The 17,277-nt window shown below is 30.9% G+C and carries 14 protein-coding genes; 1 reads left to right on the forward strand and 13 read right to left on the reverse strand.

The window, feature by feature from the left end:
- Nucleotides 1-37: 37 nt before the first annotated feature.
- The 10 genes from KEC93_RS25045 to KEC93_RS25090 form a co-directional block, all read right to left on the reverse strand.
- Nucleotides 38-841, reverse strand: a complete 804-nt coding sequence (locus tag KEC93_RS25045; protein ID WP_077868168.1) for a response regulator transcription factor — start codon at nt 839-841, stop codon at nt 38-40.
- Between the two features lie 44 nt (nt 842-885).
- Nucleotides 886-2,646 (reverse strand): sensor histidine kinase, encoded by a 1,761-nt coding sequence (locus KEC93_RS25050; RefSeq protein WP_077868167.1) that lies wholly within the window; start codon nt 2,644-2,646, stop codon nt 886-888.
- Nucleotides 2,647-2,661: 15 nt separating this feature from the next.
- Nucleotides 2,662-3,978 (reverse strand): extracellular solute-binding protein, encoded by a 1,317-nt coding sequence (locus KEC93_RS25055; protein WP_172462765.1) that lies wholly within the window; start codon nt 3,976-3,978, stop codon nt 2,662-2,664.
- Nucleotides 3,979-4,101: 123 nt separating this feature from the next.
- Nucleotides 4,102-5,814, reverse strand: a complete 1,713-nt coding sequence (locus tag KEC93_RS25060) for a methyl-accepting chemotaxis protein (RefSeq protein WP_077868166.1) — start codon at nt 5,812-5,814, stop codon at nt 4,102-4,104.
- Between the two features lie 212 nt (nt 5,815-6,026).
- A complete protein-coding gene (locus tag KEC93_RS25065; protein WP_077868165.1) occupies nt 6,027-7,052 on the reverse strand; it encodes a sugar ABC transporter substrate-binding protein in 1,026 nt (341 codons plus the stop codon).
- Nucleotides 7,053-7,170: 118 nt separating this feature from the next.
- Nucleotides 7,171-8,187 carry an ABC transporter permease gene (locus KEC93_RS25070; protein WP_012061117.1) on the reverse strand — a complete coding sequence of 339 codons (1,017 nt, stop codon included), beginning with the start codon at nt 8,185-8,187 and terminating at the stop codon, nt 7,171-7,173.
- Nucleotides 8,171-9,682 carry a sugar ABC transporter ATP-binding protein gene (locus KEC93_RS25075; RefSeq protein WP_012061118.1) on the reverse strand — a complete coding sequence of 504 codons (1,512 nt, stop codon included), beginning with the start codon at nt 9,680-9,682 and terminating at the stop codon, nt 8,171-8,173. Before KEC93_RS25075 ends, KEC93_RS25070 begins: the two co-directional genes overlap by 17 nt.
- 326 nt (nt 9,683-10,008) lie before the next feature.
- Nucleotides 10,009-10,155, reverse strand: coding sequence for a hypothetical protein (locus KEC93_RS25080; protein WP_023974917.1), 147 nt, complete (start codon nt 10,153-10,155; stop codon nt 10,009-10,011).
- 134 nt (nt 10,156-10,289) lie between these two features.
- The gene (locus KEC93_RS25085; protein ID WP_077868164.1) at nt 10,290-10,808 is read right to left on the reverse strand and encodes a nitroreductase family protein; all 519 of its coding nucleotides are present in this window, start codon (nt 10,806-10,808) and stop codon (nt 10,290-10,292) included.
- A gap of 87 nt (nt 10,809-10,895) precedes the next feature.
- On the reverse strand, nt 10,896-11,549 hold the full coding sequence (locus KEC93_RS25090; RefSeq protein ID WP_077309934.1) for a flavodoxin family protein: 654 nt from the start codon (nt 11,547-11,549) through the stop codon (nt 10,896-10,898).
- Nucleotides 11,550-11,683: 134 nt separating this feature from the next.
- Here KEC93_RS25090 and KEC93_RS25095 point away from each other — a divergent pair, with 134 nt between their 5' ends.
- Entirely contained in the window at nt 11,684-12,046 is a 363-nt protein-coding gene (locus KEC93_RS25095; RefSeq protein ID WP_012061121.1) for a winged helix-turn-helix transcriptional regulator, read from the forward strand.
- A gap of 121 nt (nt 12,047-12,167) precedes the next feature.
- Here the strand turns inward: KEC93_RS25095 and KEC93_RS25100 are convergent, their stop codons facing one another.
- The 3 genes from KEC93_RS25100 to KEC93_RS25110 all read right to left on the reverse strand — a co-directional run bounded on the left by KEC93_RS25100 (nt 12,168) and on the right by KEC93_RS25110 (nt 17,180).
- Nucleotides 12,168-13,775 (reverse strand): glycoside hydrolase family 43 protein, encoded by a 1,608-nt coding sequence (locus KEC93_RS25100; RefSeq protein WP_077868163.1) that lies wholly within the window; start codon nt 13,773-13,775, stop codon nt 12,168-12,170.
- Nucleotides 13,776-13,977: 202 nt separating this feature from the next.
- Complete coding sequence (locus tag KEC93_RS25105) at nt 13,978-14,955, reverse strand: glycoside hydrolase family 43 protein (RefSeq protein WP_077868162.1); 978 nt, start codon at nt 14,953-14,955, stop codon at nt 13,978-13,980.
- A 95-nt stretch (nt 14,956-15,050) separates the two neighbouring features.
- A complete protein-coding gene (locus KEC93_RS25110) occupies nt 15,051-17,180 on the reverse strand; it encodes a glycoside hydrolase family 3 C-terminal domain-containing protein (protein WP_077868161.1) in 2,130 nt (709 codons plus the stop codon).
- Nucleotides 17,181-17,277 lie beyond the last annotated feature (97 nt).

The raw sequence follows: 17,277 nt of genomic DNA on the forward strand, positions 1-17,277 counted from the left end.
CTTACATTTCTACTCATATCCCTATACTCTTGTAAATTCATAGCTTTTGTTTTTTATATTCTTTGATTGATAGACCAGTACACTTCTTAAACCAATTACTAAAATAGTTAGGATCATCGATACCAATTTTTTTTGAAATTTCATAAGCCTTCGCATTTGGGTTCTTAAGCATTTCAGTAACTATCTTTACTTTAGTATTTACAATATATTCTGAAAAAGTCTCATCAGTTTTTTCCTTAAATATTCTGCTTAGGTAACTTGGATTAACATAAAAATATTCAGCTACCAGTTTTAAAGATAAATCTCGATTAGATATATTTTTCACTATAAATTTTTTAATTTGTTCTATACTTAAATTTTTATCCTCAGTTTCATTTGCATCATTTAGATTTATTATATTATTATATACAACCATTTTTTCCTTAATATCACTGTATTCCTTCTTCTTTAGATATTCATCTTGAATCTCGTCTTTTAGCTTTAAAACTGAATTTCTTAATTCATCTTCATCTATAGGTTTAAGAATAAAATCATTCACACCAATCTTTATACTTCTTTTAGCATATTCAAATTCATTGTAACCTGTAATTACAATAACTTTTATATCTGGATACCTTTCTAATATGCTTTTGCTCATATCCAATCCATCTGTTACAGGCATATTTATATCTGTTAAAATAATATCTGGCTTTTCTTTATTTATTAGATTTAATCCCTCAACCGCATTAGAAGCTTCAGCTACTATCTCCATGCCAATTTCATTCCAATCAATGCAATTTTTTATTAGATCCCTTATAAGATGTTCATCATCAATTATCATAACTTTTATAATGCTATCCATAAAATAATCCACTTCCCTTTAGAATATTCGTTAGAAAACTTAATCTATTTCTTAATTCTAGGCATCTTAATAGTTATTCTGGTACCAACATTTTTCTTGCTTTCAACAATAAATTCGTGCTCTTCTCCATAGAAAACTCTTAATCTTTCCTTTGTAGTTCTTACTCCAATGCCAGTAGTTTTATTTTCGTTTATATTGCTAACTTGTGATTCATCCATGCCATTCCCATTATCTTCCAAAATTAATATAACTTTTTCTTCCTCTTGAAAGGTAGATATTCTTATCTTTCCTTTATTCTTGCTGCTTCTAATTCCATGATAAATAGCATTTTCAACTAGCGGTTGTAATACTAATTTTATTATCTTAAAATCGTCGCATCGTGGATCTAAATCATATTCAACCTCAAACATATCCTCATATCTTATATTTTGAATTATCAGATAGCTTTTTACCGTATTTATTTCTTCTTTTACAGTAATAATATCTTTTCCATTATTTAAGCTTGTTCTATAGAATTTACCCAAGGCTTTTATCATTTCATATATTGTTTTATTTTTTCCGAGTAGAGCTAAAGAATTAATAGTATCAAACGTATTGTATAGAAAGTGAGGCTTTATTTGTGACATTAACAAATTCAATTCATTTTGCCTTTTTATCTTTTCATCTTTACGTATTTTATCCAAAAGTAAATTAATTTGAGAAATTGCAATATTATATCCCTTTTTTAATTCTCCTACTTCATCATTGTACGTTTTTATATTAACAATATTAAACTCTCCACTTTGAATCCCCTTCATTGATTCACTAAGCTTCTTTAAAGGCATTGTTATAAATTTAGATATTATTATAGACCCAATAATAATTAGTAGGAAATTTATTATACTAAAACACAAAAGAAAATAATTAGTATACTTTGTTTGCTCTGGAGATTCATTGTATTCTGCTACAGTCGTCAGATTCCAGTTATAGTCTGAATTTTTAAGATTTGATATTATATAATCCTTATCTTGTATTTTTTCCTCTAAAAAAAACACTTTTGATTTAGAATCATTATAATTTTTTATTCTACTTAGTATTTTAGAATCAACCTCCGAACCTGTTATCAATTCATCTTTATCATTCTTTATAATAAGTCTTGTTCCATATTGATTATTTAGCTTCAAACTTAAATTATAGAACGCATTCTCATTCATGTTTATAATTATCAAGCCAATTTTTTCACCAGTATTTATATCATTTATTTCTCTTATTAAGGATACATAATTATTACCATAACCCTCAAAAAATCCTCCGCCATTTAATCTTAATATATATTTACCCTTACCCTCTAATAATTCATTATACCATTCAGAATTTTTAATCTTATCCATCTGAAAATCCTTATAAAAGACATTTTCAGAATAATACTTATTGCCATAGTTATCTAATACATATATTGAAGATATATTAGAGCTAAAATTAGTGAATTGTATCAGATAATTACTAATATTATCATAGGCAGTCCCTTCTTTCTGAACTCTCTTTAATGTATTTTGAACATTGTCACTTGATATAATCATCTTTGAGACGTTATTAACATTATCAATTATCATGCTCGTATTAGTTTCTGCACTTTCCAAAACCTCAACTGAACTTTGTTTCATCTTCTCTATATTATAAATAGAATTTATTTTCTTATATGCAAAGGTAAGTATGACTGTTGAAAGCACAAAAATTATTGAAAAATATACAATAATCTTTATACTTATTTTTGAATTTAAATATTTATCCTTCAAATTCTTTAATATAAAAAATTTATTATACATTTAATCATATCCTCATCATTCTATTTTCACCATTTCCTTTGTGAAGTCTTCAGGACTTATTTGTCCTTTAAATAGCTTACTAACTAGCTCCTTCTCTCTGTTTCCCTTTTCTTCTCCCAAGTAAATATCCCCATATAAGCTATATGATGCATTCTCTGTTAATGTCTCTAATTCCTTAGATAATTTATTTACATTGCTCTTATCATCAGTGTATTTCCACGCTGGAAGCCCTGAACCAAATTCAAAATATCTTTTTGATATTCTTTCAGCTATAAATTTTGCCGCATCAACAGCTTCTTTTTTATATTTTGTATTATTACTTACCATTAAGTGATCCACTGCTCCACCCAAAAATTCTTTATCATTCCCATCTCCCTCTTTAACTACCGGGAATTTCTTAACGATTACATTATCCTTTATAGACGGATCCATATTCCCTATCTCACCAATGAACCAGTTTCCTGTATAATACATAGGAATTTTTCCTTGTTTAAATAAGATCTCAGATTCATCTCTTGTAAGCTCCATATTTGATTCATTAAAAGCTTTTGAATCTACTAATTCCTTTAATCTATATGCAGCTTTTAATATTGTATCACTTTTATTAGCACCTACATGCGGATCACTGACTCCACCTATTCCACCTTCCCGTAAAGCTAAGATATCATAATAGAGAATTCCTGTCCAATTGTCTTTTTCGCCTACTAAAAGAGGTGTTATACCTTTATTCCTAAAAGCTTTTACTGCATCTAGGAATTCATCATAATTTTCTGGTACTTTAATATTTGCTTGTGAAAAGAGCTTTGTATTACAATAAAATGTTCCAACTGATAAAGTCATTGGTAATCCATATATGTTGTTATTATAGGTTACATTATTAAGCATATCTTTATTAATCTTATCTTTTGTATCTTCATCTATATATTCATTAAGATTTAATACCTTTCCAGATTCTATGAATGGCTTACTAAAGCCACCTCCCCAAGAATAAAATATATCAGGTAACTCGTTTACAGCAAATGCTGTCTTTATTTTTGCTTTATATCTTTCATTTTCTACAGCCTCAACTTTAATTTGGACATTAGGATTAGCCTTATTCCATTCTTCCACCGTATCCTGAATTATCCTTCCATTAGCATCCATTGTAGTTTGTGACCATATATGCCACATTGTTAATGTTATTTTTTCTTTATTTTCTGTGTCATTTTTTTTATCTAAAGAACAGCCATTTAAACTAACTAAAAATATTAAAATTATAGGAAATAAAATTACTTTTTTAATAATTATCCCTCCCCAAAAAAACTGATAATTAGGTCGATGATGATCAATCATTTAAATTTTCCTTCCTTAACTATATCTGTATTATGCTTTTACTGCAAGTCTTCAAATTTCTCTTAAAATATAAATATACTTTATATTTTAATGGAACCAAAATTCACTTTTAACACAACTCATCTATATAGTAAATCTATTAATGACCTCATTCAATTTTAATGTTAATTCACTTTGATTCTGCGTATTAAAGGAAATTTGCTCTACTTCTTTGGTTACTTCATTTATACTATCTAATATTTCATTAGAATTATTTTTAGATTTCTCTATATTAATTGAAAACTCTCTCATTGTACTATCTACATTATCAATATTTGAATTTATTGCCTTTACCATGATAGCAATTTCCTCGGACATTTTATTTATAAATCTAGCATCATTTTCATAACTTTTACTAGATTCTATCATAAACTCATAATCATCGTTTACGTTTTGTTCTATATACTTTAAAATTCCTTTTGAATTTTCTGATAAATATTCAAATACATTTTTTATTTCTTCTACAATTCCATGAATACCACTTACAGTAGTAATAGATTCTTCTGCTAGCTTTCCAACCTCATCTGCAACAACTGAGAAACCTTTTCCCATTTCTCCCGCTCTTGCTGCCTCTATTCTTGCATTTAATGCTAAAAGATTAGTCTCTGAAGCAATACTTACTATAGATTCACTTAAAACTTCTATTTCTTTAACTACCTTTCCCCTCTCTATAGCGGCTTTAATTTTTTTGTTTTTTTCCTCATATATCTTTCTGGATAATTGTATGGAATCTTCACTTTTTTCCATCATGCTACTTGATTTGGTTCTTATATCTACTGATTTTTTAACCTCTTGATTTACTATTTCAGCTAGATTATTTATATTTTCATTAATCTTTTGGATAGATAAAACAAATTTCTCGGTTGATGAACTCGTCCGCTCAGCTCCTACTGCTATTTCATCTGTCGATTCATTTATAAAAGAAAGCTTCGAACTTATTTCGTGAACAGATGCAGCTAATTCCTCAGATGACGCTGATAGTTCTGTTGAGTTATCTAGGATTGTCCTAATAAGTTCCCTTACATTTTTCAATGCTATATTAAGAGCGTCTCCTGTTTGTGCAAATTCATCTTTTCCCTTAAGTATAATTTTCTCCGAAAAATTATACTGCGCAAGATTATTCGCATAATTCTTTATCTTCTTTAAAGGTACTATCATATTTCTAGTCATTGCATATCCTAAGATTATAGTAAGAATCAACCCTGCTATTATAAAAGTTAATATTTGTATCTCTACCTTGCTATATAAATCAGCATTGTTAATATTCTCATTCTTTGCCTTAATTGAGCTATACTCTAATAATTTAGTTAGTGATGCTGCAACCTTGCTTCGCGATACTGATAAATTTCGATAATCTAGTATAGCTTCATCATAATTATTTTCCTTTACAAGCTTTAGCAACGAATCACTTTTTTCCTTATAATCCTTATAAATTTCATTATAATTTACAAGCTCATTCTCTTGATATTCATCTAAATTTAACCCTCTATATTCATCTATAAGTATATTGCCTTGTTCAAATTCTTTTGAAATGTCATCATTTAATTTTTTTATCATTAATTCATCTCTATCATGAATTAGGCTTAATATGTTATTATTTATTTCCAATGAATTTGCGTTTAATCTATGTAAAACATCTATAGATACAAGATCTGTATTGTACATACTATCTGATGCATTATTAACTTTACTTAAACTCTTTAAACCTATGAGTCCTACCAATGTTATAATTATAAATAATAGAGTGTATGAAATTACCAATCTTTTACCCACACTAAAATTATTCCCAAAATTCATCCTCTAAACCTCCTTGTAACCTTTAGTTCAAAGCTTGATTTTCATATGTATTTTAAATCACTTATAAAGCATTCCCTATTACCAATTAATATGTATAGTCATTTAGTTAAATAGCAATAAAAAGGGTAACTCAATTTGAAAATATACTAAAGTAAATTTGAATACATTAATCATTTGAGTTAGCCCTTATTAATTTTATTTGTATTTAATTATTATTTAGTTTCTGTTGTAAATTGCTTTTGTTTTTCTTTTCCGTATTCAACAATTTTATCTGGAGTTACCCATTTAACTGGTACTGGATAAACATCATCAACTTTTTCACCTTTTATTTTCTTATCTAAAGTATCAATTATAGTTTTACCTATTGCATAAGAATCTTGGTCAACAATTCCTGATATTAAATTGCTACTTACACCATTTTCCCAAGTTGGAGTATAGTCAAAACCGAAGTGATAGATACTTCCTGATTTACCTTGAGATTTTATTGCTTCCATTACACCTGTATCTGGTCCTTCTGATCCTAATGAGAATACAGCTACCATATCAGGATTTGAAGTTATTTGTCCTTCTAATTGTCTTTTAGATTCTGCTGATTGGTCATTATCTTGGATTGGCTCTAACCACTCAAAATTCTTAGCATCTGCTCCCATAACTTTTTCAAATCCAGCTTTTATTCCATCTTGTCTATATGTCATAGTTGTTTGAGTTAAGTTTACTGCTGCCATTGCAATTTTACCTTTTGTTACACCCTTTTCCTTTAAAGCTTTAGCACCATTTTCACCAAGTTGTTCTCCTGCTAGCTTATTGTCTGTTCCTATATAAGATGTTCTATTTTCTTTTGTCTTTACATCAGCATCAAAAGTTACTACTGGAATTCCCTTATCATTTGCTTCCTTAACCTTCTTATCAAACATATCTGGATCCATTGGAGCAATAGCTATTCCTGCTGCTTTATTCTTTATAGCTTCGTCAAGGAATCCTATATGCTTTTCGTTCTTTTGTGTTTCATTTGGTGGTGAAGTTTTAACTACTAAATCATATCCTAATGCCTTAGCCTCATCCTCGGCTGCTTTCTTCATAGGTGACCAGTAAGCTCCTGTATCAACTATTGGAATAAAATAAATAACCTTTTTTCCACTTGTACTTGCTGTTCCCCCTGCTTGTGTCTTTGTTCCACACCCTGCTAAGCTACCAACAATAAGCACTGTTGATAATAAAGCAATTATTTTCTTCTTCATAATTTTTCCCCTTCCGTAATTCCAATTTTTTAGATATGTTTTTATATTTTAAGCCTTATTCAGTAGTAAACACTTAAGCCTCAAGTCTACCAAATTACGCTCAAACGACTTTTTATGATTAGCCTTTTTTCTTAAATAAACTTCCTTTTCTGTAGAAGTCAACAACTATAGCAAGTACAATAACAGCTCCTGTTACAGCTTGTTGTAAGAATGAGTTAATTCCAAGGATTGCTAATCCACTTTGGAATACTTGTATAGTAAATATTCCTACCATAGCTCCACCGATAGTTCCTACTCCTCCACCGAATTGTACTCCACCCATGATTGCACCAGCCATTGCAAATAGATCTGGACCATTTATTTCACTTGGAGCACCAACATTTATACTAGACATTAGTAATATACCAGCTATTGCAGCTAAAACACCTTCTATTGCATATACCTTTATAACATGCTTGTTTACATTTATTCCTGATAATCTTCCTGCTTCCTTGTTTGATCCAACCACATAGCAGTATCTACCAAATCTTGTATTTTTCATTAAGTAAGCCATTACTAATACTATTATGATGAATACTATAGTGTTAGTGTGTATTATTGATATTCCAACTTCTGTGTTAGAAATATTATAGAACCAATCCGGAACACCCTTGATATAAATCCCATTTGTAAAAAATAGTATTAATCCTCTTATTAAATAACTTGTACCCATAGTAAGTATAAAAGATTCTAATTTAAATTTTGTAATTAATACTCCATTAAATAATCCCCAAACTGCACCTACTAATAACCCAGCAAGTAAAGAAACTGGTACGCTAACCCCTTTTACAGATAGATAGGCTACTGTACATCCAGAAAATGCAGCTATTGCACCAATGGAAAGATCAACACCTCCAGTTATTATTACCATAGTAATAGCAACAGTTAAAATTCCCACTGTAGGAATCTGTCTTAAGAAATTTGAAGCATTTGCTGCTCCCAAAAAGTCCGGGCTTGCTATTGAGAATACTAAAATAAGCACTACAAGTACTAGATAGATTGAATATTTGAGAAATAAGTTTTTAATATTAAACCCTTCCTTTTTCATCTTAATACCTTCTTCTTGTACAATTTTATTATTAATTGTTTGATTCATCTTTATTAATCCCTCCAAGCGTAGCTAATTTCATAATCTTTTCTTGTGTCGCTTCTTCTCTGCTAAGTTCTCCAGTGAGTTTTCCTTCACACATAACATATATTCTATCTGACATACCTAATAATTCAGGTAATTCAGAAGACACCATTATAACTACTTTGCCCTTTCTAACTAGATCATTCATTATGTGATATATTTCAGCTTTAGTACCAACGTCTATTCCTTTAGTCGGCTCATCAAAAATAAATATTTCCGAGTCCGTATTTAACCATTTAGCTAGTATTAATTTTTGTTGATTTCCACCTGATAATGTTCCTGCCATAACATCAAGATTTGCTGTTTTAATCTCAAGTGCATCCTTAAATCTTTCTCCAGTTTCCCTTAACTTTTTATGATTTAACACAAAATCTTTTAAGTTAGTTAAAGTTATATTATCAAGCACACTCATTACTAGAGATAATCCTTGGCTCTTCCTATCTTCTGTTAAAAGGCAGATACCATTATTGATTGCATCCATAGGTGAATTAATCTTAACTTCCTTCCCATTGATTCTTATCTTACCTTCACTTATTTTATCAGCGCCAAATACAAGCCTCATAAGTTCTGTTCTACCTGATCCAACCAAACCAGCTAGTCCTAAAATTTCACCTTTTCTTGCTTTCAAACTAACATTCTTAACTCTGCCAACATTATCACTAATATTTTCTACTTCTAAAACGTATTCTTTAGGTTCAAAAATCTCCTTAGGAAATAGCTCTGTCAAATCTCTTCCTACCATCATATTTATAAGTCTTTCCTGAGTTATCCCTTCTAGTTCACAGCTTTCAATATAAGTACCATCTCTGAGTACTGTAGCTCTATCACAAATATCAAAAACCTCTTTTAATCTATGTGATATATATATTGCTGCAACACCTTCATTTTTTAGTGTTTTTATAACTTTAAAAAGGTTTTCAACGTCCTTCTGAGATAACGATGTTGTCGGTTCATCAAAAATAATCGCTTTTGCATTTAAACTTATTGCCTTTGCTATTTCTACCATCTGTTTCTTTGCAGTTGGAAGCTGCATAACTAGGTCAGTAGCTTTTATATCTATTCCTAATTTTTTTATTATGGAATCTGTATCTTCGTGTAATTTCTTGTAGTCAACAATACCCAAGGCTTCATTTTTATATGGTAGTCTTCCCATATAAACATTTTCTGCAACCGTCAATGTCTCTGCTAGATTTAGCTCCTGATGAACAAATCCAATACCTAATTGTGCAGCTTTAGTTGGATTAATAACTCCACAATCAACTCCTTCAACAAATATTTGACCTTCATCCTGTGTATGAACTCCCCCAAGTATTTTCATTAAAGTTGATTTTCCAGCACCGTTTTCTCCTAATAAAGCATGTACTTCACCTTTTTTAATTTCCAACTGTGCTCCCTTAAGAGCATAAACTCCTGGAAATCTTTTATGTATATTTTTCATTTCTAAAAATACATTACTCAATTCTAACCACCTCAACTTTCACTAATCGTTTTCATGAACATTTTACAATAATATATTAGTTAGTTATATTTAATATCTTTACTTCTACATTTGAAATTTTTACTTTTTAAATAATGATTAAAAAGTTATTAAATCTCTAAGAATACGTTTGCTAAACTCTCATCTTCAAAGCGTTTAACATCGTTTACATTTGTTATTTTACAGTAATGCATTAATTAATTATATGTAATATCTTTACCTCTACATTTGAAATCTTTACTTCTTAAATAAGTTTTAAAAAGTACTTATTTACTAAATTAAAATAAAAAGAGCTGCTACAAAAGTAATTAACTAAGTTTGTAGTAGCTCATTTTTTGCACATATTTAAAGCCCGGCTTGCACGTCGGGCTTTCTTTATTTTTGCTTTTACCATACAATTTCACAAAACTATTCCAATAGTCTTCTAGTATCTTATTTATTTTATCCTTTTTCATTTGTATACCTCTTAATTTTATAGTTACTTCTTAACATACCGAAGAGCCTAAAGCCAGATTTCATCTAGCTTTGAACTCTTAAAAATTCTATAATTTCCTATACAATTAAATTATCCTAATAAATAAATCATACATTAAAAATTATTGTAAAAGACAGTTTTGGAAATATCCTTTCTTTTTTCGTGGTTAGGATTTGGCTTAGCCTCGCTACTTGGATAACCAATTGGTAAAAGACATACAGGTTCAAGATTTGTTGGTATATTAAAAGCCTCACGTATAGCCGCAGGATCAAAATGACCAACCCATGTTGAACCTAATCCAAGTTCAGCAGCTTGTAACATCATATGCGTAGCAATAATACTTCCATCAATATCAGTGTGGACTTTTCCGTCATAGCTGCGTTCCCATGCTTCATTTTTATCGGCGCATATAAGTAATGCTAACGGTGCATTAAAATGATAAATTGTGCAAGTTTGTAGTTTAGCAAGAGCATCCTCACTTTCAAGTACCAAAATTCTTTGCGGTTGACGATTTGCAGCAGTCGGAGCTAATTGTCCTGCTTTTAAAATTAAATTTAAATCCTCCTGACTGATTTTCTTTGTGTCAAAACTTCTTACAGAATATCTTTTGGCAGCTAATTCTATAAATTTCATATATACATCTCCATTCATTTAAGTTAATATCTTTATACCTCATCTATTATGACTTTGTAAAATGTTTTATGATTAAACTTATATATATTACTTTATTAGACTAGCCCCTATTTCAAATGCCTTTTGACAATCTAAAGGAAATTGAACTTTTCTATGTTCTGCTTTTGCTTCTTCAGAGAATACTTCCATTTTATATTTTGAGTAATCATTAAATTGATAAGTATCATTTGAATACATAACTAATGGTTTTGTGAATATTCTTTCAATCGCTCCTTCTACATTATTAAAAGTTGATAAGTAACCAGACTTATTCATTATCTCTTCTGTTACATTCATTGTATAAATTATTGCTGTTGGCATTTTTTTTGGTGCCAGTGAAGAATAATTTTTATCATACACTAAATAAGGAAATAATAATCGTTCGATGAATGATCGCAATTGACCTGTTATATCTAAAAAATATACTGGAGATCCAAAAATGATTCCATCAGCTTGAGACACTTTTTCTAAAACTTCTTGAATATCATCTTTTACTGCGCATTTCCCATAACTTTTCCCTTCAAGTCTCTTACAAGCAAAGCAGCTTTTGCATCCAGTATAGTTATAATCATATAAATTAATTATTTCAGTTTCAATTTCTTTATCTTTCGCCGCTTCTTTCACTCCATCTAAAGCTTTTTGAAGTAATGTAGCCGTATTTTTATTTTTTCTTGGGCTTCCATTGATAGCATAAACCTTCACAAATAACACTCCTCTTTTTAATGTTTTATTTTTCTGTTATAATCAATATAACATAAAGGTATAAATATACAAGTATGCAGTTTTTTCTGTGTCAGTATAAAAAGTATACTATAAGATTCAAAGGAGCTATACTTATGAGTGATTATATGCGTTATAATAAAGAATTCCCTGATGATAATATCTATGAAACAGAGTGTCCTGTTATATATGCACTTGATATTTTAGGTCAAAAATGGAAATTACCTATCATGTGGTATTTATCAAGTAAAGATTCTACTAGATATAATGAATTAAAACGAAAAGTTAAAGGTGTTACTAACATGATGCTTACAAAGTCCTTAAAGGAATTAGAAGAACATAAGCTAATTGTTAGAACTCAATATGAAACTATTCCCCCTAGGGTTGAATATTCTTTGACAGAAAGAGGAAAAGCCTTACTTCCTACATTAAAGGAATTATATGTATGGGGCGAAGATCAACTTAAACTTGATAAATAAATTTTTAAAATACTTCTTATTTATCTCCGTATATTATATATTAACAGGTGGTTTAAATCTATATTGAAACCACCTGTTTTGACATATGAACCATTTATGATAATGCAATTGGGATTTTAACTTATCTCACCTCTACATATGAAAAATAATCAAAATCTGCATACTTATTCATACCCGATAAGTCCTGACACGCAATTCCTATAAAAGCACCGGTGAAAGCCCATGAACCTTTGATAGCATCATCTGACAATGTACTTGCGTCATAAACTTTGCCTATAGGCCTCCACTCGTTCTTATTGGTAGCAAAGAAAAATCTAAGTTGCCCAAAATTCACTTCCACTTTTAGATAAATACGTTCTACATCAGTTATCAAGATGTTATCATCCTGAGTCATGGACTCTGATAAATCATTATTTATGCTAGCTAGAACCCCTATGCATTTGCCTCCTAATTCTTCATCCATGCTTATCCTCAAATAATAATAGTTTTCTGTGTTGTAATAGCAAATTAATCCTGCAAGCTGCAAGGTTGTTTCAGGTTCAAATTCAACACAGGTTTCGGCAGAATAAACAAAGTTCTGCTGACGTCTTGCTATCATACTTTGTGTAAACTTGGAAAACATTGATTCTTTTCCATATAACCTTAAAAATCCTGGCCTTTCAGTAAGTGACATAAAGGTTTCCGCAGGAACTCTTAAGGACTGAAAATTTATATTTAGTAAAGTATTATTAAAATCGTCATACTGTGAAACTAAGACATCTTCTTCATTATTTGATTCACTTTCACTGTTATTGTTAATTTCTATTTCCCAAGACGGTAAGTTATCTGTGTCAGAACATAAATAAAGCCAATCATCTTCACGCCATTCCACCTTTTGTATAGCCGTTTCTCTTCCTAGAATGCAGCGATCTGTTTCAGGAAGAGGCCTTCCACAAAGATGAACCATAAACCATTCATTATTAGGACCTTCCACAATGCTTGCATGTCCTGCTTTTTGAAGAACTTTATGCATATCACTTCCCACAGAAGTAAGAATTGGATTTTGTGGATGAACCTTATAGGGACCCGTAAGTTTTCTCGAACGAGCAAGTGTTACTGCATGTTCATAACTAGTGCCTCCTTCAGCCGCCATCAAATAATAGTAATCATTATGCTTATATATATGAGGACCCTCAGAGCAACCCAAATCTGTCCCTTTAAAAATATTAATTACAGGGCCAGTAAGGCATTTGTTTTTTTTATCATATTCTTGTAAAAGGTGACCAGCAAAATTATTCTTTCCTATACGATTATCCCATTTCATGTTTATAAGCCACTTTTTTCCGTCATCGTCATGGAATAGAGATGGATCAAAACCACTCGAATTAAGATAAACAGGCTCTGACCACTCACCACAAATATCACTTGAGGTTACCAGATAATTATGGGTATCTTTAATATGTCCATTGTTGTTTACTATTGTATATATTAAGTAAAAGATACCTTTATTATAGGACAAACATGGCGCCCAAATTCCACCTGAATCAGGGGTTCCTAACATATTTAGCTGAGAGACTCTATTCAATGGATGTGCTATAAGCTCCCAATTCACTAGATCTTTGGAATGATGAATTTGAACTCCTGGAAACCATTCAAAAGTAGAGGTTGCAATATAATAATTGTCCTCAGCTTTACATATAGATGGATCTGGATTAAAGCCCTTTAAGATTGGGTTTTTAATTTTTAACATAATTCTCCTCCTTAAGTTAAGAATTTTATACATAAACAGACTATATAAAATATTAAAAAGCCTGACTCCAATGGACTATTGAAATCAGACCTTAGCATCATAATTTTTCATTATTTCTCCTGTCTACTTGACAGGGTGAATTTCAAATATGAAGTACCTTTCTATAAACTTTCAAGATACATATTTATTATAATTTAGATTATTAAGATAACTCTACTTTTTGTAAAGTACCATCATCATTGTACTTTATTTCAGTGTATTTTACACAACGTTTGTTGTCTGCTCCACCTGATAAAGAACTATCATGATAGAATAAATACCATTTATCTTGGAACTCAACAATTGAGTGATGAGTTGTCCAACCAATTACAGGATCAAGTATTTTTCCTTTAAATGTATAAGGTCCCTTTGGATTCTTACTCATAGCATATACTATGCAATGTGTGCTACCAGTAGAGTATGAAAGATAATAATTTCCATCATATTTATGAACCCATGGTCCTTCAAAATATCTTCTTTCTTCATCACCAGCAAGTATAGGATTTCCATCTTCATCAACAATTGATATCTCCTCTGGAGCTTCTTTAAATGTAAGCATATCATCATTTAATTCAGCTACTCTTGGTCCTATAGCAGGTGCTGTAGCAGCAGGACCGTCTCCATCTGGATTAAAAGTGCCAGTTCGCCATTTTTCTAGCTGTCCTCCCCAAAGGCCTCCAAAATAAACATATGATCTATTATCGTCATCCATTAAAACAGCAGGATCAATGCTATAGCTTCCAGGTATATAACTTTCTTGCGCTTTGAATGGTCCAGAAGGAGATTCACTAGTAGCTACTCCAAGTCTAAAGATATCTTCTTTATCTCTTGCTGGGAAAAACAAGTAATAAGTTCCATTCTTATAAGCAGCATCTGGAGCCCATAATTGTTTACTTGCCCATGGAATGTCTTTTAAGTGCAGTGCTTCTCCATTATCGATACAAGGTGAATTAGTATCATCAAGAGATAAAATATGGTAATCTTCCATGTTATATTGGTCACCATTATCGTTTGAAATCTGTACTTGGTCAAGATCATGAGAAGGATAGATGTAGATCTTACCTTCAAATACATGTGCAGAAGGATCTGCCGTATAAATATGAGTTACTAGAGGTTCGTTTTGTTTTGCAATATTTTTCATATGATTCTCTCCTATCTTTTCTTTGAATATTTATTTCCATACTAACTTACATTTTTGTAATTATAATTTGTCTGTTTAATATATAATTTAAATCTCTATATTAATTCAATATTTGCTTCCAATGGCGCTACTGAGGTAAGCTCAAAGCTTCTCTTATCTGGTTGTGATACCCCTACAAATAATTTGAATTTCTTACTATCAAGAAGCCTTTCTCCGTCATCATTTACAACTTCGAATGATTTCTTATTCAATTTTATTGTTACAATGTTGCTTTCTCCTTTTTTCAATGAAACGCGTTTGAATCCTGCTAGGCTATGATTTAATACAGCATATTTTGATTCTATATCTTTTACATAACATTGAACTACTTCTTCAATATCATATTCCCCAGTATTTTTAATATCTATGCTAATATCAAAACTCTCAAAGCCAGGTTTAACAGAAGGCACTTGTAAATTAGATAATTCTACTGTTGAATAAGTTAAACCATACCCAAATGGATATAAACTCTCATGTTCTAAATATCTATAAGTTCTTCCCTTCATTGAGTAGTCAGTAAATTCAGGGAGATTAGCAGTATCTTTATAAAAAGTTACTGGCAACTTACCACTTGGAGAACATTTTCCAAATAATATATCTGCTACAGCAGTACCTCCATGACTACCTGGATACCATGCATTTAAAATGGCTGCACATTTTTCTTCTGCACCATTTAGTGTTAAAGCACTTCCAGCTCCAAGGACAACAATAACTGGCTTTCCAACCTCAAGTACTTTTTCGAGTAAATTTTGTTGCCTTCCTGGCAAGTTCAAATTCTCTTTGTCTCCTGCCCCGTAGCTATTACCCGCATCCCCTTGTTCTCCTTCAATTGTGGAATCTAATCCTAGGCATAATACAACTACATCAGATCTTTCTGCTACTGAAATCGCTTCAGATAATCTATCATCTGGCCTTGCTAAGTCTTCCACTTTATCTTTAAATAGGTGACATCCTTCAGAGTAATATACTCTCACATCATCACCAACTGCATTATGAATTCCTTCTAATATTGTTGTATACTTAGATGCTGTTCCAGAGTAATTCCCCTTTAACATTATTTCGCTATTTGCATTAGGACCAATTACTGCTATTGACTTTAAATTTGACTTATCTAATGGAAGAGTTCCATTATTCTTTAGCAATACCATAGATTTTCTAGAAGCTATTAAGGCAATTTCATTATGATCTTTACAATCGTTTACCTCATACGGTATCTTGTTATATTCACACTCTTCATCAAACATACCTAATTTAAATCTTGTTGTCATCAATCTTTCTGCAGCTGTAGTTATTTGTTCTTCAGTTACTAAACCTTCTTTATATGCTAATAACAAATTAAGATACATATTTCCACAGTTAAGATCACAGCCATTTTCTATTGCTAATGCCACTGATTCAGTTGCTGTGCTAGTAATCATATGATGCATATGGAAATCTACAAGAGCCCAACAGTCAGATACTACATGTCCTTTAAATTCCCATTTGCCTCTTAGAATATCTTTTAAAAGAGTTTTACTGCCACAACATGGCTCCCCATTTGTACGATTATATGCTCCCATTACACTTTCAACATTTGCCTCTTTTACACATGCCTCAAATGCTGGTAAATATGTCTCATATAGATCCTTCTTGTTAACTACCGCATTAAATTCATGCCTTAACCTTTCTGGTCCGCTATGAACTGCAAAATGTTTTGCACAAGCAACTAACTTTAAATATTTTCCTTCTCCTTGCAATCCTTTTATGAATGCAACCCCTAATCTAGATGTTAAATAAGGGTCTTCCCCGTAAGTTTCATGTCCACGTCCCCATCTAGGATCTCTAAAAATATTTATATTGGGAGACCAATAAGTTAATCCCTTATATATGCCTCTGTCGTCTTTTTTGCTGTATTCATTGTATTTAGCACGTCCCTCTGTAGCAATAATATTTGCAACCTTTCCCAGGAATTCATCATCAAATATAGCGGCTAAACCAATCGCTTGAGGAAACACAGTTGCTGTTCCAGCTCTAGCTACCCCATGAAGACCTTCATTCCACCAATTATACTCAGGTACATTTAAGTGCTTTATTGCTGGTGATTGATAAGTTAATTGCTCCGCTTTTTCTTGTAATGTCATCTTAGATACTAATTCTTTTGCTGCCTTTACTGCAAATTCATGAGTATTTTCTTGCTCACCATTCATCTATATCCCTCTATTCCTTAAATATTTATGGAGATTAAAATCTATAATACAATATTCAATTTGTAATTTAATAATATAAAATTTATGGTTGACTTAA

Origin of the sequence: Clostridium beijerinckii (assembly GCF_018223745.1) — a bacterium.
Lineage (GTDB): Bacteria > Bacillota > Clostridia > Clostridiales > Clostridiaceae > Clostridium > Clostridium beijerinckii.

Excerpts from the sequence above, each read along its gene's own strand:
- KEC93_RS25110 (WP_077868161.1), bottom strand. The coding sequence starts at position 17,180 with ATGAATGGTGAGCAAGAAAATACTCATGAATTTGCAGTAAAGGCAGCA.
- KEC93_RS25085 (WP_077868164.1), bottom strand. The coding sequence starts at position 10,808 with ATGAAATTTATAGAATTAGCTGCCAAAAGATATTCTGTAAGAAGTTTT.
- KEC93_RS25065 (WP_077868165.1), bottom strand. The coding sequence starts at position 7,052 with ATGAAGAAGAAAATAATTGCTTTATTATCAACAGTGCTTATTGTTGGT.
- KEC93_RS25070 (WP_012061117.1), bottom strand. The coding sequence starts at position 8,187 with ATGAATCAAACAATTAATAATAAAATTGTACAAGAAGAAGGTATTAAG.
- KEC93_RS25055 (WP_172462765.1), bottom strand. The coding sequence starts at position 3,978 with ATGATTGATCATCATCGACCTAATTATCAGTTTTTTTGGGGAGGGATA.
- KEC93_RS25080 (WP_023974917.1), bottom strand. The coding sequence starts at position 10,155 with ATGAAAAAGGATAAAATAAATAAGATACTAGAAGACTATTGGAATAGT.
- KEC93_RS25050 (WP_077868167.1), bottom strand. The coding sequence starts at position 2,646 with ATGTATAATAAATTTTTTATATTAAAGAATTTGAAGGATAAATATTTA.
- KEC93_RS25060 (WP_077868166.1), bottom strand. The coding sequence starts at position 5,814 with ATGAATTTTGGGAATAATTTTAGTGTGGGTAAAAGATTGGTAATTTCA.
- KEC93_RS25095 (WP_012061121.1), top strand. The coding sequence starts at position 11,684 with ATGAGTGATTATATGCGTTATAATAAAGAATTCCCTGATGATAATATC.
- KEC93_RS25100 (WP_077868163.1), bottom strand. The coding sequence starts at position 13,775 with ATGTTAAAAATTAAAAACCCAATCTTAAAGGGCTTTAATCCAGATCCA.
- KEC93_RS25045 (WP_077868168.1), bottom strand. The coding sequence starts at position 841 with ATGGATAGCATTATAAAAGTTATGATAATTGATGATGAACATCTTATA.
- KEC93_RS25105 (WP_077868162.1), bottom strand. The coding sequence starts at position 14,955 with ATGAAAAATATTGCAAAACAAAACGAACCTCTAGTAACTCATATTTAT.